General features: G+C 72.7%; 14 protein-coding genes. 11 read left to right on the top strand and 3 right to left on the bottom strand.

Translation table 11 applies throughout. The annotated features are described in order from the left end of the window. Positions 1–111: 111 nt before the first annotated feature. Complete coding sequence (locus tag ABZV38_RS29975) at positions 112–1,728, bottom strand: ATP-binding protein (RefSeq protein WP_356331570.1); 1,617 nt, start codon at positions 1,726–1,728, stop codon at positions 112–114. 36 nt (positions 1,729–1,764) lie between these two features. Then, a complete protein-coding gene (locus ABZV38_RS29970) occupies positions 1,765–1,959 on the bottom strand; it encodes a hypothetical protein (RefSeq protein ID WP_018103962.1) in 195 nt (64 codons plus the stop codon). 310 nt (positions 1,960–2,269) lie between these two features. Between ABZV38_RS29970 and ABZV38_RS29965 the strand changes: the two genes are divergently transcribed. From ABZV38_RS29965 to ABZV38_RS29925, 9 genes are all read left to right on the top strand, one after another. Beyond that, positions 2,270–2,662, top strand: a complete 393-nt coding sequence (locus tag ABZV38_RS29965) for an ankyrin repeat domain-containing protein (RefSeq protein ID WP_267006263.1) — start codon at positions 2,270–2,272, stop codon at positions 2,660–2,662. Positions 2,663–2,880: 218 nt separating this feature from the next. After that, positions 2,881–4,299 carry a HEAT repeat domain-containing protein gene (locus ABZV38_RS29960; protein ID WP_356331569.1) on the top strand — a complete coding sequence of 473 codons (1,419 nt, stop codon included), beginning with the start codon at positions 2,881–2,883 and terminating at the stop codon, positions 4,297–4,299. 141 nt (positions 4,300–4,440) lie between these two features. After that, positions 4,441–5,649, top strand: coding sequence for a glycosyltransferase family 1 protein (locus ABZV38_RS29955; RefSeq protein WP_356331568.1), 1,209 nt, complete (start codon positions 4,441–4,443; stop codon positions 5,647–5,649). Further along, positions 5,646–6,809, top strand: coding sequence for a glycosyltransferase (locus tag ABZV38_RS29950; protein WP_356331567.1), 1,164 nt, complete (start codon positions 5,646–5,648; stop codon positions 6,807–6,809). Before ABZV38_RS29955 ends, ABZV38_RS29950 begins: the two co-directional genes overlap by 4 nt. A 152-nt stretch (positions 6,810–6,961) precedes the next feature. Further along, positions 6,962–7,927, top strand: a complete 966-nt coding sequence (locus ABZV38_RS29945) for an SGNH/GDSL hydrolase family protein (RefSeq protein ID WP_356331566.1) — start codon at positions 6,962–6,964, stop codon at positions 7,925–7,927. Next, complete coding sequence (locus ABZV38_RS29940; RefSeq protein WP_356331565.1) at positions 7,924–11,598, top strand: hydantoinase B/oxoprolinase family protein; 3,675 nt, start codon at positions 7,924–7,926, stop codon at positions 11,596–11,598. The genes ABZV38_RS29945 and ABZV38_RS29940 overlap by 4 nt, the downstream gene beginning before the upstream one ends. 95 nt (positions 11,599–11,693) lie before the next feature. Then, complete coding sequence (locus ABZV38_RS29935; protein WP_356331564.1) at positions 11,694–13,220, top strand: hypothetical protein; 1,527 nt, start codon at positions 11,694–11,696, stop codon at positions 13,218–13,220. Positions 13,221–13,407: 187 nt separating this feature from the next. Then, positions 13,408–14,328 (top strand): hypothetical protein, encoded by a 921-nt coding sequence (locus ABZV38_RS29930; RefSeq protein ID WP_356331563.1) that lies wholly within the window; start codon positions 13,408–13,410, stop codon positions 14,326–14,328. A gap of 53 nt (positions 14,329–14,381) precedes the next feature. Then, complete coding sequence (locus tag ABZV38_RS29925) at positions 14,382–19,253, top strand: hypothetical protein (RefSeq protein WP_356331562.1); 4,872 nt, start codon at positions 14,382–14,384, stop codon at positions 19,251–19,253. Positions 19,254–19,279: 26 nt separating this feature from the next. Here ABZV38_RS29925 and ABZV38_RS29920 read toward each other — a convergent pair whose 3' ends face one another. Further along, positions 19,280–19,672 carry a hypothetical protein gene (locus ABZV38_RS29920; protein WP_356331573.1) on the bottom strand — a complete coding sequence of 131 codons (393 nt, stop codon included), beginning with the start codon at positions 19,670–19,672 and terminating at the stop codon, positions 19,280–19,282. Positions 19,673–20,126: 454 nt separating this feature from the next. Here ABZV38_RS29920 and ABZV38_RS29915 point away from each other — a divergent pair, with 454 nt between their 5' ends. Next, positions 20,127–23,099, top strand: a complete 2,973-nt coding sequence (locus ABZV38_RS29915; RefSeq protein WP_356331560.1) for a nitrate- and nitrite sensing domain-containing protein — start codon at positions 20,127–20,129, stop codon at positions 23,097–23,099. Beyond that, positions 23,096–23,539, top strand: coding sequence for a roadblock/LC7 domain-containing protein (locus tag ABZV38_RS29910; protein WP_356331559.1), 444 nt, complete (start codon positions 23,096–23,098; stop codon positions 23,537–23,539). The genes ABZV38_RS29915 and ABZV38_RS29910 overlap by 4 nt, the downstream gene beginning before the upstream one ends. The last annotated feature ends 4 nt before the right edge of the window (positions 23,540–23,543 follow it).

The raw sequence follows: 23,543 nt of genomic DNA, 5'->3' as shown, positions 1-23,543 counted from the left end.
GGGGGTCTCCCCGCGCCGACCGGAACCGGGGGCCTATGGGGGGGCCCGCCAAAAGCCCGGGGGGGGGGTACCCCACCCCCCCCCGCCCCTGCGATGTGGCCGTGCGTACGCCTACTCGCTGAGCGTCAGCTGCTCGGCTGTCAGGACGTGCTCCGCAGTCAGGGCGGTCTCCGCAGCCAACGGGTCCGGAATTGTCGGTTCCGCAGCGGTCGTCCCGACCGCCGTCTGCCGTGCGGGCAGCAGATCGAGCACCGCCTGCCGGTGTGCCTCGCTCGTCGCGTCGTCGTACGGGTCCGGTGTGGCCGGCACCTGGAGCCGCAGCACCGGGCCGGTGCCGAGCCGCGCATATCCCCGGCCGGGCGGGACGTCCGGTGGCGGGGTGGTGTGCGGCTCCAGGCCGAGCACGGACTCGACCTGGTCGCGTGCGCAGGGGCCGAGGACGACCCGGGCCCGGGTATGGGTCCGCACGGTCTCGCCGAGTGTGTCCAGGCTGTCGAACTGGTCGGTGGTCACCACGGTGACATTGGCCGCCCTGCCGTGGCGCAGCGGGACCTGAAGCAGTTCCTGCGGGTCGGGGCGGCCGTCGACGGCCGCGAGATGGCCGAGGACGCTGGGCCGGTCGAGCAGGATCCAGAGCGGGCGCTTGATGTCCTCGGGCGGGGGATGCCCCGCCTGCCGGGCCCGGTTGGCGGCGATCAGCCGCCGCTCCGTCTCGTGGGCCGCCCACTCCAGGGTGGCCAGCGCACCGGCCAGTCCGCACTCGACAGTCAGCACTCCGGTGCGCCCGGTCAGGCAGGCGTACTCGCCTGTTCCGCTGCCTTCGATGATGAGGATGTCGCCGTGCTGGAGCGCCTGCAGGGCGATGGAGCGCATCAGGGTCGAGGTGCCGCTGCCCGGCTGCCCGACGATCAGCAGATGCGGTTCCGTGGAACGTGCTCCGGTCCGCCAGACGACCGGCGGTGCGTCCCGGGTCGTGTCGCCGTCGGTGACCGGCACTTTGCGCTGCACCGCGTCGTCGTCGGTGAAGCCCAGCACCGTCTCACCGGGCGTGGTGACGAAGCGCTGGGCGGCGATCGAGGTGGGCAGCGCGTCGAGGACGCTCATCACGAGCTGGTTGGCCTCCTCGTCCCAGGCGAAGTGGTACTCGCGGCCGCGGCCCGACTTGGCGTGCAGCAGCTGCTCGATCCGGATGCGGGAGGCGGCCTCGCCGTCGGTGAAGTACGCGGGGTACGCGACCTTGAGCCGGGTGACGCGCCCGTCGCCGTCGAACTCGTAACCGCTGAACGCCTTCTCCCAGTCGCCGCCGTGAGCGAACAGCGGACTGGGGTCGTCAGCCACGGAGAAGTACGGCACGAGCGCCTCGTACAGGCCCCGCAGCCGCCCGGTCTCGGTCTTGTCGGGACCGGTCTTCACCGGCGTCCGCTCGCGCCCCTTCCATGCGGCGGCGCCCATCACCGTGGCCAGGGCGAGCAGGGGCCCGTACGGAATGAGCGCCACCACGAGTACACAGGCCGCGCCGAGGAACAGCGTGGGACCACGCCGCTCCTTGGGCGTCGCGGCCCACTTCCGCCGTCCTGCGCCGGCCAGCAGCCGCAGACCACGAGTGACTCTGATCAGCGGATGGAGGACGTCGGTGGCGTTGTCGGCGGCCGCGCGCGCGAACTCGCGACTGCGAGTGATCGAAGCGCTGCCGCTGCTCAGAATGCGGGGGAGTGGTCGCCGTGCCACGTCGGTCTCCTGAAGGGTGGGAGCGGTCGTGGGGGGTCAGAATTTGATCCCGCCCAGCAGGCCGGCCAGGCTCGCTCCCCCCGCGGTGATGCTCGGCGCGATGGCGGTGCCGGCCAGATAGAAGCCGAACAGGGCCGTGACGAGGGCGTGCGAGGCCTTCAGGCCGTCCTTCCTGAAGAACAGGAAGACGATGATGCCGAGGATGACTACGCCTGACATGGAAAGAATCATGAGTGGTTCTCCTGTTTGGGGGGACAGTCACCATGAGTCCTTCCAGGCTCACAAAAAGTATCCATACGATAAAAGGTGCAATGGAGTGAAAGGCCGTTATTTTCACTGGAACGGCCGACAGGGAACGTGGCTCGGGCGGAACGTCCGGCATGGCCCGCCGTCCCGCCCTCATTCGACGTGATCTTTGCCACGGCCGGTCCGGGCCATGTGCGCTGCGGAGCAGTACCCTGTCGATTCACTCGTACGGCCCCCATGCCGTACGACCCACCTGGTCAGCAGCGAAACCCGTGAGTGGAAGGCGGTCCGTCCGATGAGCGAAGTCCCAGATCCCGAGGTCGTGGAGCTGGCGACCAAGGTCTTCGACCTGGCGCGCCGCGGGGAGACCGAGACGCTCGCCGCGTACGTGGACGCCGGTGTGCCCGCGAACCTGACCAACGACCGGGGCGATTCGCTGCTGATGCTCGCCGCCTATCACGGGCACGCCGAGGCGGTCACCGCCCTCGTCGGCCGTGGCGCCGACCCGGACCGGGCCAACGACCGCGGGCAGACGCCGCTCGCCGGAGCCGTCTTCAAAGGGGAGGACGCGGTGATCGAGGCACTGCTCGCCGCAGGTGCCGACCCGGCGGCCGGAACACCGTCCGCGCTGGACACCGCACGCATGTTCGGCAAGGCCGACCTGCTGGAACTCTTCGGCTCCCGCTGAGCGGGTACGCGGTAAATGTGGTCGCGGTGACGAAATGGCTGGGTCATCATGACGTCGCGGGCCCGATTCGGGCCACCGACGAGAGGCAGAGGAAGATGGTCTACACCAAGCAGAAGACGGCGGTCGGCCGATCATGTTGCTGCGCGGCGTAGTGCCCACCCGGCACTTGGAACTGCACAGTCCCGGTTGCGTCGACAGCTTGATGTGAGGCTATCCCCATGTTCGATCCGTTCATAGCGCCGAGCGGCACCCTGCTCGGCCTGCTGCAGAGGGGCCGCGGCGACGGCACGCTCCACGCGCTCGCCGCTCCACGTGCCGAGGCCCTCGCGGCCCTCAACCACTGCGTCCTGAGCGATCCGCGTCACGACTGGCAGGTCGAGAACCGCTCGCTCTACTACGCACGCCTGTATCTCGACCTCGACGGCGGCATCGAGGAGATCGAGCGGCACCTGAGCGATCCCGACGACCACATCGACACCGACGACTCGCGGACCGGCCTGGCCCTTGCGGTCCTCGGCCACCTCGCCTCGTACGGTCGCTCCGACGCCCTGATCCTGCTGCGCCGGTACGCGGCGACCGGCGCCAACTGGGCATGGGCCCTCGACGAGCTGGCCCTGCGCGACGACGACGCCGGACTCCGCTCCCTCGCCGTGCCCGTCCTGGCCCGGTTCCCGGACACCGAGGAGGGCGCCGCCGAGCTCGCGGCCGCCGTACGGGACGCCTTCGAACCCCGGCCCTGGCGGCTGTGGGCGGACGATCCGCGCGAAGCGGTCGGAGCCAGGGTCAGGGCCGCCTCGGAACAGGGCTCGTTCGACCGTTGGCAGCGACAGATGCGCCCCGGCGGCCCACGCCCGGGCTGGAGCATCCAGGCCGTCTTCGACTGGGCCCAGCAGGGACTGGACCGCGGCACCCCTCTCCACGTCCCCGCCGCCCGCTGCCTCACCGCCGTCGCCGGACGCGACGACCGGCCGGTGATCGTCGAGGCCGCCCGCAGCGGCCCGGAAGGCGCCCGCTGCGCGGCCCTGCACTACCTGTCCGAAGCCAGGGACCCGGTCGTGCTCGACCTGATCGAGGCCGCGGCGGCCAGTCCCTCGCGCACAGTCGCCGACGCGGCCGTCGCCGCCTTCGAGCGGATGTGCGGCGACGCGGCGGTGGACCGGGCCCGGAGCTGGGCCCGACGGCCCGACGCGCTCGGCGCCTCCGCCGCCGGTGTGCTCGCCTGCCGGGGTGGGGCCCAGGACGCCTCCCTCGTCCTTGCCGCGCTGCGCGACGCCGTACGCGGCGAAGGGCCGGATGCACCACGCCTGTGGACCCTCGTCGACGGCACGGGCCGGCTGGGCATCGCCTGCGCCGCACCCGTCCTGCGCCACGTCTACCGGGAGACGTCCTCCTCGCATCTGCGCGGCCGGGCGGCCCGCGCACTGGCGGCCACCGACCCCTCCTTCGCCACCGGCTTCGCCGTCGAATGCCTGTGGGACTGCGAGGAGACCACCCGGGAGGTCGCCGCACTCCACGCGGAGACCGGTGACATCAGGGTCGCCGAGCGGCTGCGCCGGCTGGCCGCCGACCCGGCCGAGGAGGCCGAGGTACAGACCGCGGTGCGCAGCAGGATCGGGCCCGACACCCCGGCCGTCTGATCCGCGGCACGTACAGAAGGGCGCAGTGCTTCGGGGGAGCGCGGCGCATCCTGCCACCGGACGTCCAACGCTCACGGGACGTTCCCCCGGTGGAAAGATCGAAGTCGGCCCCGTCACGTCCGGCACGACGACAACACGGGTATGCGTGTCGTCATCGTCACCGAATCCTTCCCGCCCGACGTCAACGGCGTGGCCCACTGCACCATGCAGACCGCCCGGCATCTTGCCGCGCGTGGCCATGAACCGCTCGTCATCGCCCCGGCCACGGCCGGCGCGACGACCACGTCCCGATCCTCCGGCTCCCCGTGGAGGCCACCCACCGGCAGCGACCCTGAGCGCCCGCCGGCCGCCTCCTCCCCCGACGTCTTCGAATCGGCCGCGCCCTGCCCCGTGGTGCGCGTCCCTTCCCTGCCCCTGCCCGGCTACTCGCAGGTCCGGGTGGCCCTTCCGAGCCGTCGGCTGATGGCTGCTCTCACCGCCCACCGGGCCGAACTCGTCCATCTCGCAGGACCGTTCGTGCTCGGCGCACGCGGCATGGCGGCAGCAGCCCGGCTCGGGCTGCCGGCTGTGGCCGTCTACCAGACCGACCTGGCCGGCTACGCCCGTACGTACCTTGGTACCGGCGAGAACACCGCCTGGCGCCGGATGCGCGCCGTGCACAGCGCCGCCGACCGCACCCTCGCCCCCTCCACCGCCGCCGTCCGCGACCTCACCGACCACGGCGTGGAACGGGTGCGGCTGTGGCCGCGCGGCGTCGACACCGTACGGTTCCGGCCGGAACTGCGCGACGAGGCATTGCGCCACCGCCTCGCGCCCGGAGGCGAGAAGATCGTCGGATACGTCGGCCGGCTCGCCCCGGAGAAGCACGTCGAACTCCTCGCCGGGGCCTGCCGGTTGCCCGGAGTGCGGGTCGTGGTCGTCGGGGACGGGCCGAGCGGCGCATCGCTGCGAGCGGCCCTGCCCGACGCCGTCTTCCTCGGCCGCAGGACCGGGGAGGACCTTGCCCGGCTGTTCGCCTCGCTGGACATGTTCGTGCACACCGGCCCGTACGAAACGTTCTGCCAGACCGTGCAGGAGGCCATGGCCTCCGGTGTGCCCGTCATCGCCCCGGCGGCGGGCGGGCCGCTCGACCTCGTCGACCACGGGAGGACCGGCCTGCTGGTTACGCCGCACGACGCCGACGCGGTACGGGCGGCCGTCGGCGCACTCGCCGCGGACCCCGCGCGCGCGGCGGCCTACGGCCGGGCCGGGCGGACCACCGTCGAGGGCCGGACCTGGGAAGCCGTCGGCGATCAACTGCTGGGCCACTACGACGAGGTGCTGCGCGGCCGGACGGCGGTGGCCGCATGAGCGGGCGTGAGCCGGGAATGACCATTGTCCGCCTGGCGAACTTCGTCACGCCGTCCTCCGGTGGACTGCGCACCGCCCTGGACGAACTCGGCCGCGGCTACCTCGCCGCCGGACACGAGCCGGTGCTCGTCGTGCCCGGCGACAGCGCGAGTGATGTACGCACCGCACAGGGCAGGGTGATCACCCTCCCGGGGCCGGTGCTGCCGGGCAGCGGCGGCTATCGCGTACTGGCCGGCCGCCGCACCCTCCGCCACCTCCTGGAAACGCTGCGGCCGGACCGCCTGGAGGTCTCCGACCGCACCACCCTGCGCTGGACGGGCGAGTGGGCCCGCCGCGCCCGGGTGCCCGCTGTGATGGTCTCCCACGAGACGGCGGACGGGGTGCTGCGCACCTGGGGAGTCCCGGCCGGCGCGGCCGCGCGGACCGCCGACCGCCTCAACACCCTCAGCGCACACGCCTACACCCGGATCGTGTGCACCACGGAGTGGGCGGAGCGCGAGTTCGTCCGGATCGGCGCACGCAATGTGGTCCGCGCCCCGCTCGGCGTGGACCTGCGGCGCTGCCGCCCCGACCGGCGCAGCCTGGTCCTGCGCGCCCGCCATGTCCGCGGCCGGTCCGTGCTCCTTCTGATGTGCTCCCGCCTCTCGGTGGAGAAGCGTCCCGGCCGGGCCCTGGACGCGCTGGCCGTCCTTGACGGCCTGGGTGTGCAGGCGACGCTGGTCGTCGCGGGTGACGGGCCGCTGCGCGCGGGGCTGGAGAGCCGGGCGCGGGCGGAACGGCTGCCGGTCGAGTTCCTGGGTCATGTGCGGGACCGCGAACGAGTGGCGGATCTGCAGGCCGCGGCCGACGTCTGCCTGGCCCCCGGCCCCGCCGAGACATTCGGCCTCTCGGCCCTGGAAGCACTGGCCTGCGGCACCCCGGTGGTGGCGAGCGCGAGCTCCGCGCTGCCTGAGGTGATCGGCGGCGCGGGAGTGGCCGTGGCGGATACGGGCGAGGCATTCGCCGCGGCAGTACGGGAGTTGCTGGCGCGCCCGGAAGCAGGGCGGCGCGCGGCGGCGAGGCAACGCGCCGAACTCTTCGGCTGGGACCGCTCGGTGGCGGCATTCCTGGCCGCCCACGACGTGGCGGACCGGGGCGGAATACCGGGGGTGCGGGCATGAAGGGGGTGGTGGTGCGGGCGGCCGCGGCGGCGGGGGCGGCGGTCGTACCGGTCCCGCCGGGGGCGCCGGCGCCCGTGCCGAGTTCTGTGCCGGCTCCCGTACCCGTAACCGAGGATCTGCCCGGACCGCCGCTGTCGCCTGCGCCATCCTCCGTGCCGGCCCCCCTCCCCGTCACGGACGCTCTGCCGGTACCGCCCGCATCGCCCGCGCACCTGGCGGCCCCCAGTCGCCCGATCCGGTTCGCCGCGCTCGGGGACTCGTTCACCGAAGGCATCGGTGATCCCGTCCCCGGCGGCCGGCGCGGCTGGGCAGCGTTGCTGGCGGGCGCGATCGGGGACGGCCGTCGGGGCGTCGAGTTCCGTAACTTCGCCGTCAGCGGTTCGCTCTCCGGCGACGTCCGTCACCGGCAGGCCCCGGCCGCCGCCGCCTTCCGGCCCGACCTGGCCTCCGTCGTCGTCGGAGTCAACGACACCCTGCGCCGGTCTTTCGACATCCGGCTCCTCGCCCAGCGGCTCGACGAGGTCTGCGCGCTCCTGACCGACGGCGGGGCCGTACTCCTGACGGCCTGTCTGCCCGATCCCGGCGCCGTCCTCGGGCTGCCCGCGCCGCTCGGCCGTCCGCTGGCCCGGCGGCAGAGTGCGGTGAATGCCGTGGTGCATGCCTTGTCCGCCCGCTATGACGCCGTCCATCTGCATGTCTCGGACGGGGAGTGGGTCTCCGACCGTTCGCTCTGGAGCGTCGACCGGCTCCATCCGGCCGAGCGCGGTCATCGCACGGTCGCGGCCGACTTCCATGCGCTGCTCGCCGCCCGTGGGCTCGCCCTGGGAGCCCCGCCCGGGCGCGAGCCGGAGCAGCCGCCGCCGAGCCGCACCGACTCGTTGCTCTGGCTGGCCACGGCAGGCGCCGGATGGCTGGCCCGCCGGAGCACCGATCTGCTGCCCCAACTGCTGTACCTGGCAGGAGCGGAGATGGGGCACTGGGCGCGCGGCACGACCGCGCAGCTGGACCGGCGGGCCGACCAGGCGTTGCAGGGCGCACTCGCCACGGTCACGTTCAGAACCCCGCCCGCCGTGCCACCCGGCCCGTTGCCGGTGCCGCACGTCAGTATGGAGGGATGACTGGACGCTGGGAGTTCTGGATCGACCGCGGCGGCACGTTCACCGATGTGGTGGGCCGCGGTCCCGACGGGCGGCTGGTCACCCGCAAGCTCCTCTCACACGATCCGGACCGCTACCGGGACGCCGCAGTGGCCGGGATCCGCCTGCTGCTGGGTCTCGGCCCCACCGACCCGGTCCCCGCCGACCGGGTCGGCAGCGTGAAGATGGGCACGACCGTCGCCACCAACGCCCTGCTGGAGCGGCGCGGCGAGCCGACCGTCCTGGTGATCACCGAAGGGTTCCGCGACGCCCTGCGCATCGCGTACCAGAACCGGCCCCGCCTCTTCGACCGCCGCATCCTGCTGCCGGAGGCCGTGTACGAGCGGGTGATCGAGGTGCCGGAGCGGATCGACGCGCACGGCCGGACCCTCACCCCCCTCGACCTGGCAGCGACGGCCGAGCAGTTGAGAGCCGCGTGGGCCGACGGATTCCGCAGCGCGGCGGTCGTCCTGATGCACGGCTACCGTTACCCCGCCCACGAGACCGCGGTCGCCGCCGCGGCCCGCGAGGCCGGCTTCACCCAGGTCAGCTGCTCCCACGAGGTGAGTCCGCTGATCAAGCTCGTACCGCGCGGTGACACCACCGTCGTCGACGCCTATCTCTCGCCGATCCTGCGACGGTACGTCGACGAGGTCGCGGGTGAACTGGACTCCATCCGGCTGATGTTCATGCAGTCCAACGGCGGACTGCGCGAGGCCGCGCACTTCCGTGGCAAGGATGCCGTGCTCTCTGGTCCGGCAGGCGGAGTCGTCGGCATGGCCCGTACGTCCGAACAGGCCGGATTCGACCGGGTCATCGGCTTCGACATGGGCGGTACGTCCACCGATGTGTCGCACTACGCGGGAGAGTTCGAGCGCGAGCTCGGCACCCAGGTCGCCGGGGTGCGGATGCGCGCGCCCATGATGAACATCCACACCGTCGCGGCCGGCGGCGGCTCCGTCCTGCACTTCGACGGCCGGCGTTACCGGGTGGGACCCGACTCCGCGGGCGCCGTCCCCGGCCCGGCCTGCTACCGCCGTGGCGGGCCGCTCACCGTCACCGACGCAAATGTCATGCTCGGCCGGGTCCAGCCCGCGCACTTCCCTGCCGTATTCGGACCGGACGGGGACCTGCCACTGGACGCCGATGTGGTGCGCGAGCGCTTCGGCGAACTCGCGGACGAGGTGGCCCGGGCCACCGGAACGCGGCGTAGCGCCGCAGAGGTCGCCGCCGGTTTCCTGGAGATCGCCGTGCTCAACATGGCGAACGCGGTCAAGAAGATCTCCGTGGAGCGCGGCCACGACATCACCCGCTATGCCCTCACCTCCTTCGGCGGCGCCGGCGGCCAGCACGCGTGCGCCGTCGCCGACGCGCTGGGTGTCGACACGGTCCTCGTACCGCCACTGGCCGGGGTGCTGTCCGCGTACGGCATCGGTCTCGCCGACGCGACCGCCATGCGCGAGCAGTCGGTCGAGGCGGAACTCGACGACGAGGGGACCGCGGCCCGGCTGGGAGAGCTCCACGACGACCTGGCCGCCCGCACTCGCGCCGAACTGCGTGCCGACGGCCTCCCGGACAGTGCGATCAGCACGCACGCCCGGGTCTTCCTGCGCTACGCGGGTACGGACGCGAGCCTGCCGGTCGAGCTGGACACCGCGCCCGCGATGGCGGAGGCGTTCACGGCCGGGCACCGCACCCGCTACGGCTTCACCATGGACCGGCCGCTGCTTGTCGAGGCGGTATCGGTCGAGGCGACCGGCGCGGCCGGTCGGCACGTGCCGCACCCGGTGGACCGGAGAGCCCCTCAGGGCGCGCCGCAACCGCACGACACGGTACGGATGTTCGCCGACGGCCGATGGCAGGACACCCCGCTCCACCGGCGCGAGGCCCTGCACCCGTCGGACACCGTCCCCGGTCCCGCCGTGATTGCCGAGGCGGATGCCACCACCGTCGTCGATCCCGGCTGGCAGGCCACCATCGGCGACACCGGCCATCTGCTGCTCACCCGGGTCCGCCCGCGCCCCGGCCGGACCGCGATCGGTACGCGCGTGGACCCCGTCATGCTGGAGGTTTTCAACAATCTCTTCATGTCGATCGCCGAGCAGATGGGGGTACGCCTGGAGAACACCGCCCACTCCGTCAACATCAAGGAGCGGCTCGACTTCTCGTGCGCCCTGTTCGACGCGGACGGCAACCTGATCGCCAACGCCCCGCACATTCCGGTGCACCTCGGCTCGATGGGGGAGTCCATCAAGGAGGTGCTCCGGCGTAACGGCACCACGATGCGCCCCGGCGATGTGTACGCCATCAACGACCCGTACCACGGAGGTACGCACCTGCCCGATGTGACCGTCGTTACGCCGGTGTTCGACGGACGCGAGACGTCCGGCGACGGTCGCGCCGGCCTGCGGTTCCTGGTGGCATCGCGCGGCCACCATGCCGAGATCGGCGGCATCACCCCCGGATCCATGCCCGCCTTCAGCCGCACCATCGACGAGGAAGGGGTGCTGTTCGACAACTGGCTACTGGTGAGGGACGGCACATTCCGTGAGGCCGAGACCCGTGAGCTGCTCACGGGCGCCGCATACCCGTCCCGCGATCCCGACACCAATCTCGCCGACCTGCGCGCCCAGATCGCCGCCAACGAGAAGGGCATCGCCGAACTGCGGCGCATGGTGGACCAGTTCGGCGCCGCGGCCGTCGACGCGTACATGGGCCATGTGCAGGACAACGCCGAGGAGTCCGTACGCGGGATCATCGCGGAGCTGCACGACGGTGCGTACCGCTACGAGACCGACAACGGCGCCGTGATCGAGGTCGCGCTGACTGTGGACCGTAACGCCCGCAGCGCCGTCGTCGACTTCACCGGCACCTCACCGCAGCAGCCCGGGAACTTCAACGCCCCGAAGTCCGTCGTCATGGCCGCCGTCCTGTACGTCTTCCGGACCCTGGTCGCCGACGACATCCCGCTCAACAGCGGTTGCCTCAAACCCCTGGAGGTCAGGGTCCCGGAGGGCTCGATGCTGGCGCCCGTCCACCCCGCGGCCACCGTCGCGGGCAACGTGGAGACCTCCCAGGCCGTCACGGGCGCGCTGTACGCGGCGCTCTCCGTCCAGGCCGAGGGCTCGGGCACCATGAACAATCTGACCTTCGGCAACGACCGTGTCCAGTACTACGAGACGGTGGCCAGCGGATCGGGCGCGGGCGACGGCTTTGACGGCACCGACGCCGTGCAGACCCATATGACCAACTCCCGGCTCACCGACCCCGAAGTCCTCGAATGGCGCTACCCGGTGCTGCTGGAGAGCTTCCGGGTACGCGCCGGCAGCGGGGGAGCGGGCCGGTGGCACGGCGGCTGCGGCGTGGAACGCAGACTCCGGTTCCTCGAACCCGTCACGGTGGCGCTGCTCTCCGGGCATCGCCGCGTCCCGCCGTACGGCATGGCGGGCGGTGAACCGGGCGCGCTGGGCACCCAGCACATCGAGCGTGCCGACGGCGCGAGGACGGTCACCCAGCTGAAGGGCTGTGACACGGCCGATCTGGCGCGCGGGGACGTGCTGGTCCTGCGCACTCCGGGCGGCGGAGGGTACGGAGCGCGGGAGCGCCCGAACCCGTCGGCGCCGGAACCGGAACGACCGCCGCGGCATGGCTGAACGACCGTGTTGTGCGGTCCCGGCCGACGGTGGGGCAACCGGTAGCTTCTGCGCCGTTTCGACCGTTGTCGGTGTGAGGACCTAATCTGTGCAGCGTGACTTCGCCTGCCTACACGGACAACGCTGCGCCCCAGCTCAGCGCGGGGCCGCGGCCCGCCCTGGGCCCGGCTGCCGACGAGGGGCTCTCGCGGCGGCTGCGCGCGCTCGCCTGCACGGCGCCGCTGCACGACCTCGACGTGCGCAAGGCGAATCTGGCCGGTGAGTACACGGTCTACGCGATGGCGGAGGTCGCGCTCGCCGCGATCGACCAGGTCACGCTGCACATGGACTTCGACACGGGCGCCGACCACGAGCAAATAGTGGCGAAGCTGCTCCCGCGCGTCGCCGCCCAGGCCCCGCGCCGTCCCGTCGCGGAGCACGAGCGCGTGGCCCGCTGGGTGCTGGACAACCTGATCAACGTCGGAAGCGTGGACCGCGGCTTCCGCACGGTATACGGGACTTTCGGCCCCGACGGGGTGTATGTCCGCAGAGACTACGACTTCAAGCTGATCGAAGAGGTCCCCGGTTTCGGCGGCAGCGTCTATCTGAGGGCCACCGACGAAGCGGTCAACGTCCTGGTCGGCGCCCTCGACACGGACGTCACCAGCGCCCAGATCGCCGCCGAGGTGAAACTGGAGGTCCTGATCAGCCGGGGCCGGCTCGCGGATGCGCAGCTCGCCGCCGAGCAGGCTCGCTACCGCACCGTGCAGTACGCGGAGACGCTCCGCAAGACGCTGGAGGCGACCCGGCGCAACGTCAGAGCCGTCGACTGGCTCAACGCCGTGCCCGACATGATCGCCGAGGCACTGGACCACGTGGCCGACCGCTACCGTCACGAGAATGCGATCCTCACCAACATCCGCAAGTCCAGGGACGAGGCGGAGGACCCCGAGCACAAGCGCCGCGCCGCCGAGCTCGTCGACATAGTCAAGGACTGCATCCGCCGCCACACCCAGCTGCAGTCCCGCCTGCTGGAGGCTGGACCGCTGTTCCGTGCCGAGCAGGACCGGCAGGCGTTCGCCACCCCCACGGCCAGGATGGGCCTCGACCTGTACGGCCAGCTGGTGGCCCCGCTGCTGCCGCTCCCCGTCGAGCAGGCCATTCGCGTCACCGACGCGTACTTCGCCCACGGCACCGGGCTGCGCACGCCCGCATCGGTAAGGGTGGGTGACCTGGTCGACATGCTGCTCACCCCGCCCCTGGAGCGGGAACATCTGGGCGCCGAGATGCCCGAGCCGGATCTGATCGCCACCCCGGACGACAGCAGGTTCAGCGAGGAGCAGCTGGCGAGCGCCATGAACCTCCTCGATCTGGAGCACGACGCACCGCGGCGGCTCTCCGGGCTCCTCGCCGAGGCCCGGCGGAGCGATCCGGGCCTGCCCTATCTGGTCGCCCTGCTCGCGGTCCACGCCGCATCCCCGCCGGTCGGCACGGCCTACCGCCAGGGCGAGCGGCGCCTGCTGTTCGCCGTCGACGACGGGACCGTGCTCGACGACCCGGAGTTCGGCGGCGCGGACCTGATCGTGGGCACGGCCCTGCTGGACGCGGCCGGAATGGCCGCGGACCGCTCGGAGGCGTCATGAGCGGGCAGGGGCGCCGGGTCCACCCGGGCCCCCACTCCGGTCACCGGCGATCCGCCCCCGGTCACTGCCGCACCGGGGGCGGCGCCCCCCTGTGTGCGGTCCGGCCCGCACCGTTCCCGACGGAGGCCGGGAGAGCCCGCGCCGTCCACCCCGTACCACCGATCTTCCGCACCGAGGAGCGACCGTCGTGAGCGACCACCGCGCAGAGCACACCGACGCGTGGAGCGAGCCGACCGCCGGGTACGCGCCCGAAGGCGAAGCCGCCCACGGGACCACCGCGCCCGCCGCCGTCACCCCGGCCGACGCGGCCGATGCTGCCCGGCTCGTCGCCTTCGGGCTGCAGCCCAAGCTGTTGCCCGCCCGCGACGCCGAATACGCCGAGCTGCTCCGCCGCTACCGGGAAGAGACCCCCTTCGCCCGGCTCGCCGACGCCGTGGCCACCGGACTCGGTCTTGTCGTCCTGGAGGTGTCCACCCGGGCCGGCATGGCCGTGACGGCGGGCGAGGACTCGGTCTTCGCCGTCCGCATGGGCGACTACGCCCGCCGCGCCTCTTCGGACTCCGCCGACCGATTCCTGCACGGACTGGCCCACCTCGCCGTCGCCGCCATGGCCTTCCCGCGCCCCGAGGACCTCGCCGACGACGCGTACATCGGCCGGATCACGGTCAACGGCATCGACGCGTTCGTACGTCAGGCCTGCCACCGCCTGGAGGAGCGCGCCGAGGAACACGGTGACAACACCGACCCGGCGACCGACGCCCCCGGACTGGAAGCGGCCTGGCGGATCTACGCCCGGCGCAGCGCCACCGGCGCGACGAAGGACGCCCGGCGGCTGGCCGGCTCCACCACCGGCATCGTCGGCAAGGCCGTCGCCTTCCTCACCGACTCCGGCTTCCTCCAGCGCACCGGGGACGACGCCGGAGGCGCCTTCCGCACCACCGCCCGCTACCAGCTGCAGGTCCGCGACATGGCGGGCACCGCCGCCATGGCCGAACTGCTGGAGCTCGGCGTCGTACCCGTCACCGACGGAACGGCGACGCTGCTGCCGCCGCCCGACGGCGACGACCTGGAGCTGGCGGCCGACGCCGGTCTGCCCTTCCACGCCTGAGCACCCCCACCGCCGTCCCACTCCCGCTTTCCGAACGACGAGAGTCCGCCGCCATGTACGAGCTGTCCCGGGTCCGCCTCTACTCCATCGGGCCTGCCGGTGCGCGCTACGCCGACACCGTGCTCGACCTGCGCGGAGTGGGCGAGCCCGTGCCCAACCCCGCGCCGGCCCAGGCGGAGTTCTTCGAGGAGGAGCCGGTCGGCCCGCCGCGCCGCCCCGCGCCCGCCGGTGTGCTCTTCCTGGAGAACGGCGGCGGCAAGTCGGTCCTGCTGAAGCTGATTTTCTCGGTGATGCTGCCCGGCCACCGCAACACCCTGGGCGGTGCCAGCTCCGGCGTACTGCGCAAGTTCCTGCTCGCCGACGACTGCGGCCATGTCGCCCTGGAGTGGCAACACACCCTCACCGGCGAGTGCGTGGTCGTCGGCAAGGTCAGCGAGTGGCGCGGACGGCAGGTCTCCAACGACCCCCGCAAGTTCGCCGAGGCCTGGTACTCCTTCCGCCCCGGGCCCGGGCTCAGCCTCGACTCGCTGCCGGTCGCCGAGGCCACCGCCGTCGGCCGCCCCGTCGAAGGCGCCTCCGGCGCCCATGGCAGGCGCCGCACCATGAAGGGCTTCCGGGACGCCCTCACGGACGCGGGCAAGTTCTACCAGCACCTCGATGTGCACTGGGAAGAGATCCACGACCGGTGGAACGAGCACCTCGGCGACCTCGGCCTCGACCCCGAACTCTTCCGCTACCAGCGCGAGATGAACGCCGACGAGGGCGAGGCCGCAGGCCTCTTCGCGGTCAAGAAGGACTCCGACTTCACCGACCTGCTGCTCCGTGCCGTCACCGACACCCGTGACACGGACGGCCTTGCCGACCTGGTCAGCGGCTTCGGCAACAAGCTGGGCCGCCGGGCCGAACTCACCGCGGAGCGCGACTTCACCGCAGGCTCGGTCGATCTGCTCGGCCGGATCGTCGAGGCCGCCGACGCCCGCTCCCGCACCCGCGACGTCCACGCGGGCGCCGAGCGCCGCACCCGCACCTTCGCCCGCAGGCTCTCCGCCCGGGCCGCCGACGAGCGCGGCCGCACCGCCGACCTCGCCCAGCAGGTGACGGGCGCCGCGCACACCGTCACCGCCGCCGAGGAGGCCCGCAGCCGCAGCGCCCTCATCGCCGCAGAACTTGCCTACCGGCATGCGTCCCTGGCGCTGGCCGCAGCCGAGAAGGGCGCCGCCGCCCAGCGTCGCGAACTGGTCGAGGCCCGCACCCTGCACTCCGCCTGGCAGGCCGCCGAAGCCGTGCTCCGCCACCGCGCCGCCGCCGACCGGTCCGCGCGCGTCGCCGTCGCCATCCGCGAGGCCGAGCGCGACGCCGCCCCCGCGCTCGCCGCCCGCGCCACGGCCGCCGCCGACCTCGTACGCGCCCTGCACACCGCCGCGGAGGCCGGTGAGCAGGTGGCCAACGAGGAGGAGGAGCGCTCCGACACCCTCCAGGCCGCGGGCGAGACCGCCCACCGGGACGCGACCACCGCCGCCACCGAGGCCCAGCGCGCCCGCAGCGAGGCCGGACATCTGCGCCAGCGCCTCGCCGAGGTCGAGCAGGAGACCGCCGAGGCCGTACGGGCGGGCTGGCTCGACAACACCGCGCCGGACGCCGACCCGGCGCGCGCGGCCCTCGCCGCGAGCGACGCCGAGCAGTCCACCGTCGCCGCCTGGAACACGGCCAGGGAAGCCGCCGGCGCCGCGGCCGACCGGGCCAGGGAAGCGGCGGCTGCCGAGAGCCGCGCCGAGCTCGCCGCGGCGCGCGCCGCCGACGGTGCGCAGGCGGCGGAACAGTCGTACGAGGCCGAACGCAGGGCTGCCGAGTCGATCGCCGCCGACCACCGCCTCGCCGACCTGCTGGGCCTGCCCCCGGCACACGGCACGGGAGTACCGCGGCCCCGCCGGGGCACCGCCGCATACGAACCGGGCGCGGCTGCGGACACCACCGACTCGCATCCGTCCGGAACCCACCCCGCATCCCACGGCCGACCCGGTGACGGCGCGGGCACCGCGGAGGCCGGATTCGACCGGCAGACCACTGTCGCCGGTCACGCGCTCACCACCGACCACGCCGTCAGCAGCGAGCAGCCGCTCACCGCCGAGGAACTCGACCGCAACGCCGACGAGTTGCGGGACCTCCTCGACCAGGGCATCGCCGCCGCCGAACGTCGCCTCTTCGAATTGCGCACTGCGGCCGCCGACGACTCCCGCATCCTCGGCGCGCTCGGCGACGGCGGACTGCTGCCGCCCGGACCAGATGTCCTCGCCACCGTCGAATACCTCGGCGAGCACGGCATCCCGGCCCTGCCCGGCTGGCGCTACCTCGCCCAGGCCGTCGACCCCGCCGATCACGCGGCGGTGCTCGCAGCCCGGCCCGAGCTCGTCGACGGCGTGGTCATCACCGACGCCGACTCGCATGCCCGGGCCCGCGAAGTCCTGGGCAGCGCCGCCCTGCTGCCGCGCTCCGCCGTGGCCGTCGGCACCGCCGCCGCGCTGCTCGCGCCCGTACCGGCCTCCGGTACCGGCTCCGACGCGGACGGTGTGTTCCTCGTCCCGCCGAACCCGGCCATGCACGACGAGCACGCCGCCGACGCGGAACGGCAGGCGCTCAGGAGCAGGGCCGCCGCCCGCGACGAGGACATCCGCACGCTCGCAGCCCGCCTCACCGGGGACCGGTCCCTCGCCGCCCGCATCGGTTCCTGGCGCGCCGACTGCCCGCCCGGCATGCTCGCCGAGCTCGCCGAAGCCGCCCGCACCGCCCGCACGGCCGCCGAGACGGCCCAGGCCGTGCTCGCCGAGGCCCGCACGGCACGCGCCGAGGCCGACGAAGCCGCCGCCGACACCGCCCGCGTCCGCGACGAGCGGCAGGAGGCCGCCCAGCGCGCCCGCCGCGTCGCCGACGCACTCGCAGGCCTGGCCCACCGGCTGCGCGAACGCGCCGGCTGGCAGGCGAAACTGCGCGAACTGGTCGAGGAGGCAGCCGAGTCCGAAGCCCGCGCCACCGTCTGCCTGGAGCGGGCCCGCGCCGCCGACGAGGACCGCAGGGCCGCCCAGCGCGCCGCCGACGACGCACGCCGCACCGCCCGCGCCCTGCGGGCCGAACGCGCCGAGATCGCCGGCGCCCCCGAGAGCGTCCCGGAGCCCGAGGGCGACGTCCCGCGCCCCGCCCTCCCCGCCCTGCGCGAGGCCTACCGGGCCGCATCCCAGCTGTACGAGAAGGTCGGCGTCGGCGCCGACCTGCGCGCCGAACAGGCCCGTGCCGAGAGCGATGAGAGTGCCGCCCTCGCCGAGCTGGACCGGCTCACCAACAAGGTCCGCACCCGCGCCGGCCAGCTCCTCGAAGGCACCGACGGCGCCGACGGACCGTCCCGGCAGGCGGCCGCCGCCCGCGCGGAGTCGCTGGTCCAGCTCCTGGAGACGCGGGCCTCCACGGCGAGCGAGCAGCTCGGACGATTGCGCGGCGAGGCCGAGCGCCTGGCCCCGGCCGACGGTGAGAGCCACCACACCGAGCTCCCCGACGAGCTGGTCCCCGCCGACGCCGAGCAGGCCCAGACCCTGCTGCGTACCGCCACAGCCGAACTCGGCACCGCAACCGGCGCCCTGGACACCGCCCGTGCCGCCCACGCCGAGCTGCTGTACGCCCACCGCACCGCCGAGGCCTCGGCCGGCGGCTTCGACGACAGCGCGGCCCTCTTGCGCGACCTGCTCAGGGACCACGGCGCGGACGACGACACCGAGCCCCCCGAGCCGTACCCCGGCAGCCTCGACGAGGCCCGCCAGTCCGCCGCCGAGGCCCGCCGCTCATTGCGCGGCTGCGCCGCCCACCTCTCCGCCGCCGAGAGCGCGGTGCGCGAGGCGAGCGATGTGCTCGTACGGCACGCCAACTCCACCCGCTACGAACAGGTCCGTACCCCCGCCCGCCAGCAGATCCGCGAACTCCCGGCCGCCGCCCTGCCCGAGCACGCCGAGAAGTGGGCCGCCGCCTTCGCACCCCGCCTGCGGGTCCTCACCGATGAGCTGGTCCAACTGGAGCGCAACCGCGACTCCATCGTCGACCGGCTCCGCGGACTCGTGGAGTCCGCGCTCACCACCCTCCGCTCCGCCCAGCGGCTCTCCCAGCTGCCGGAGGGGCTGGGGGAGTGGTCCGGTCAGGAGTTCCTCCGGATCCGCTTCGAGGAGCCCGACCAGGCGACGCTCACCGAGCGGCTCGGCGAGGTCATCGACGACGCCACCCGGGCCGCGCTCAAGAAGAACTCCGATCTGCGCCGCGACGGCATGTCCCTTCTGCTGCGCGGTGTACAGGCGGCGCTGGAGCCCAAGGGCATCGCCGTGGAGATCCTCAAGCCGGACGCGGTGCTCCGCGCCGAACGCGTCCCGGTCGGTCAGATGGGCGACGTCTTCTCCGGCGGCCAGCTGCTCACGGCCGCCATCGCCCTGTACTGCACGATGGCCGCGCTCCGCAGCAACGACCGGGGCCGTGACCGCCACCAGCACCGCCACGCGGGCACGCTTTTCCTGGACAACCCCATCGGCCGGGCCAACGCCACGTATCTGCTGGAGCTCCAGCGCGCGGTGTCGGACGCGCTCGGCGTACAGCTGCTCTACACCACGGGTCTGTTCGACACGACGGCGCTCGCCGAATTTCCGCTGGTCATCCGGTTGCGCAATGACGCGGACCTGCGGGCGGGCCTGAAGTACATCAGCGTGGAGGAGCATCTGCGCCCTGGTCTGCCGCAGCAGGATCCGAACGGCGAGACGGTGCACGGCGAGATCACCGCCACCCGAATGTTCAAGCGCACACCGACGACGCCTGACGCGTCGGCGCCGACCGGGAGCCCCCAGAACCGCGACCGCGCCCCCGAGCACCTGCGGACCACCGACACCCCGGCCGGCGACTGACCTCAACTCCTCACCGGGGCGCGTGCTCAAGCCCGTGTCAGGCCGCTCGCGCCCCGGCGGCGTATCCGCGTGGCTTCCCGCTCCGCCGCCCTCGCCGCCCGTCGCGCCCCGCGCCGCTCCCGGCGCAGCTGCCGCGCCGAACTGCTCGGCACGGACACCACACCGTTGCGCTGATTCCAGACCTGACGGGTCACCCACACATCCAGCACCGCCCAGGTGGCGACCACCGTGCTGCCCACACTGCTCAGCATCATGGGGAACTCCAGCCAGGAGCCCGTCATCGTGCTCAGCAGAGCCACCATGGCCTGAATGATCGTCAGCGACATGATGATCACCGCACGCACGGCCGCCGTACGCACCGGATCCGGCATCCGCCGCCGCACCGCGGGCTCTTCCACCCAAAGCGGCTGCCTCGGGATCGCCGTCCCGCTCGCCGCCGACGCCGCGCTCCGACGCTCTTCCGTGTCCAAGGACTCTCAACTCCCCACCGCTGCCCGACTTCAGGGTTGCTGCCCGGCATGCGTCGTTTCTACGCGGGCGAACCGAACCGTCCTGCCTTACACGCTCCGCGCAGCCCCTCTCCCTCGTGCATATAGACGAGTGACCGGCAGTGAAGATTCCCCCGATCCCTCGCGGAACGAAGAGTTCCAGCCATCTGCCCGGTGAGGGATTGAGTCGCTCTGCCGGGTCTCTTCTGCCGCTTTCGCGGATTTCATCTCCCGGAATGCCGCGGCAATTCATGATCAACATGGGGCAGTGCGGCCGAAAATAGTCCGGACGTGTCTTCGAGTTGTCTGTGTGGCAGTAGTAGGCTCGCGCCGTTTGTTGACGGAACACCCACCCCCGCCGTGCGGGGCCGAGCTGGGGGAGGCCATGCGCTTTCGCGGAAAGTCCATCCGCAGGAAGATCGTGGCGTTGCTGCTGGTGCCGCTCGTCTCCCTCACCGGGCTCTGGGGTTTTGCCACCTTCCTGACCGGCCGTGAGGCCGGTGACCTGATGGGCGCGAGCACCATCGTGGAGAAGGTCGGCCACCCTCTCGAGGACACCGTCCGGGTCATCCAGAACGAGCGCCGCCAGACACTTGTCTTCCTCGCCGACCCCCGCGCCTCCGATGCGCTTCCCCTGCTGCGCCGCCAACGGGCCGCGACCGACCGCGTTGTGGCGGAGGTCAAGGAGAGCGCCCGGCAGAAGGACATCCGCGACGCGCTGAGTCCCGATGCCGAAGCACAGCTCAATTCGATTCTCAGCGCCGTCGACGGCCTCGGCGCGCTCCGCGACTCCGTCGAGAAACGCACCATCGACCGCAACCAGGCGCTGGAGTTCTACAACCGTCTCGTCGACCCGTGCTACCGCTTCCTGACGGGTCTCCACACAACGGACAACGCGTCGATGGACAAGCAGGTCCGCGCTCTGGCCGGCGTCTCGCAGGCCCGCGAGATGCTCTCCCGGGAAGACGCTCGGGTGGCCTCGGCGCTCGTCGCCGGACGACTCGACGCCTCCGAACTCCGCCAGATCTCCGATCTCGTCGCCAACCGCAAACTGCTCTACGAGATCAACGTCGAGGTCCTCCCGTCGGCGGAGCGCCGACGCGTGGAGCAGTACTGGGCGAGCCCGGAGAGCGAGCCGCTGCGCACCGCGGAGAACAAGCTCATCGCCGCCGGCCCCACCCGCAACCCCCACTCGGTCGACGCCGAACGCTGGCAGGAGGTGGCCCCGCCGGTCCTGGACCGGCTGGCCAACGACTCGACCGAGATGGACAACCGCTTCCAGGACCGCGGCCGGCCCGTCGGCTACAGCGTCCTGATCAAGGCCGGAGTCGCGGGCGTCCTCGGCTTCCTCGCCCTGCTCATCTCCGTCTTCGTATCCGTACGCGTCGGCCGCGAACTCGTCCGCGACCTCTCCCGGCTCCGCAAGGACGCCCACGAGGTCTCCGGCGTACGGCTGCCGAGCGTGATGCGCCGCCTCGCCGCGGGCGAACACGTCGACGTCGAGACCGAGGCCCCGCATCTCAGTTACGAGCGGGACGAGATCGGCCAGGTCGGCCAGGCCCTCAACACCCTGCAACGCGCCGCTGTCGAAGCCGCGGTCAAGCAGGCCGACATGCGACGCGGCGTCTCCGAAGTCTTCGTGAACCTGGCCCGGCGCAACCAGGTCCTCCTGCACCGCCAGTTGACGCTCCTGGACGCCATGGAACGCCGCACCGAGAACACCGACGAGCTCGCGGACCTCTTCCGCCTCGACCACCTCACCACCCGCATGCGGCGGCACGCCGAAGGCCTCGTGATTCTCTCCGGTGCGGCGCCGTCCCGGCAGTGGCGCAAGCCCATCCAGCTGATGGACGTGGTACGGGCAGCGGTTGCCGAGGTCGAGGACTACGAGCGGATCGAGGTACGCCGCCTGCCGCGGATCGGCGTCGGCGGCCCCGCCGTCGCCGACCTCACCCACCTGATTGCCGAACTCCTGGAGAACGCCACGGTGTTCTCGCCGCCGCACACCGCGGTCCAGGTGCACGGCGAGCGCGTCGCCAACGGCTTCACCCTCGAAATCCACGACCGCGGCCTCGGCATGGCCCCCGAGGTCCTGCTGGACGCCAATCTGCGGCTCGCCGAGACCCCCGAGTTCGAACTCTCCGACACCGACCGCCTCGGCCTCTTCGTGGTGAGCCGGCTGGCCCAGCGGCAGAACGTCCGCGTCTCCCTGCAGACTTCTCCGTACGGAGGAACCACCGCCGTCGTCTTCATCCCGGCAGCCCTGCTCACCGACGCCGCGGAGGCGCACGGCACCGGATTCCGTCTCGACCGCCGCGCCCAGAAGGCGATCGGCACCGGCAGGCCCAGCGATGAGGGACCGCGCAGCGACAAGAACCGCAGGGACGGTGTCGCGGACCGGTGGACTTCCGACGGTACGGGCGACGCGGGCTCCACCGGCCTCGCCCCGGTGCCCACCGGCGTCGTGGGCCCGTCCGCTCTGGACGGACCGGTCGAGATCGAAGCCCCGGTGGGCACCCTCGGCTTCGGGACCGACCCCGTACTCGATCCTGTGCCGGACCCGGTACTCGACGGAGTGTCCGACATCGACGACACCGAGAGCGAGCGCGGCGGCATTTTCCGCGCCCGCGACCTCCGTCGTGGAGCGGATCACGATCTCCGGCGCGACGCCGACAGCGGCTTCCGCCGCGATGCCGACCGCGACTTCCGCCCCGACGACGACCGCGACCAGCATCAGCAGGCCGCCGACCAGGTTGCCGGGTCCACCGCCGACGTCCGGACGATGCGCCCGGGCGGCCCGGTGCCGCTGCCCCGCCGCAAGCCGCCGACCCTGGTCACCGACCGCGGCCGCCGGGTCGACGAGTCCGGCCGCGCGCATCCCACGACCACCGACCCGGAGCCCTCGCGCACCGGGGCCGGCGCCGGGCAGTCCACCACTGGGCCCCGGTACTCCGCCGCCGACACCCGGCCGCCCACCGAACCCCGGCAGCCCACCAGCTTCCGGTCACCCACCGAGCCCGCCGCATCCGCGTCGGCACCGGCTGCGGCGACGCCATCGGCCGCATCCTCCTCCCGTTCCGCCGGACCGTCCTCGAACCCGGGGACCGTGGACGGGCTGCCCCGCCGGATCCGGCAGGCCAGCCTCGCCCCACAGCTCCGCGAAGGCTCCGGCGGCCGCGCTTTTGAGCCGGCCCCCGCCGAACCGGCGGAGGACATCGAGCGGGACGCGGACGAGGTACGCAACCGCATGGCATCGCTACAGCGCGGCTGGCAGCGCGGCCGTCGGCAGAACGCCGAGGACGGGACCGGTCCCGGTGAGACAGCACAAGGAACCACTCCGGGAGGGGACGGTCGATGACCGCACCGAACGCCGCAGCACCCAATGCCACACGCCAGGGATCCGGCGAACTCAACTGGCTCCTCGACGAACTCGTCGAGCGCGTCGGCTCCATCCGCAAGGCGCTGGTGCTCTCCAGTGACGGCCTTCCCACCGGCACGTCCAAGGACCTGACCCGTGAGGACAGCGAGCATCTGGCGGCCGTCGCCTCCGGGTTCCACAGCCTCGCCAAGGGCGTCGGACGCCACTTCGACGTGGGCCGCGTCCGCCAGACCGTCGTCGAACTCGACGAGGCGTTCCTCTTCGTCACGGCCGCCGGCGACGGCAGCTGTCTCGCCGTGCTGGCCGACTCCGACTCCGACGTGGGCCAGGTGGCGTACGAGATGACGCTGATGGTCAAGCGCGTGGGGGTCCACCTGGCCAACGCCCCACGGACGTCCGGTCTGCACGCCGGAGGGTGAGTGG

Origin of the sequence: Streptomyces sp. NPDC005181 (assembly GCF_040608395.1) — a bacterium.
In the GTDB taxonomy this organism is placed as follows: Bacteria; Actinomycetota; Actinomycetes; order Streptomycetales; family Streptomycetaceae; genus Streptomyces.
This window is presented reverse-complemented; position numbering and strand designations above follow the sequence as displayed.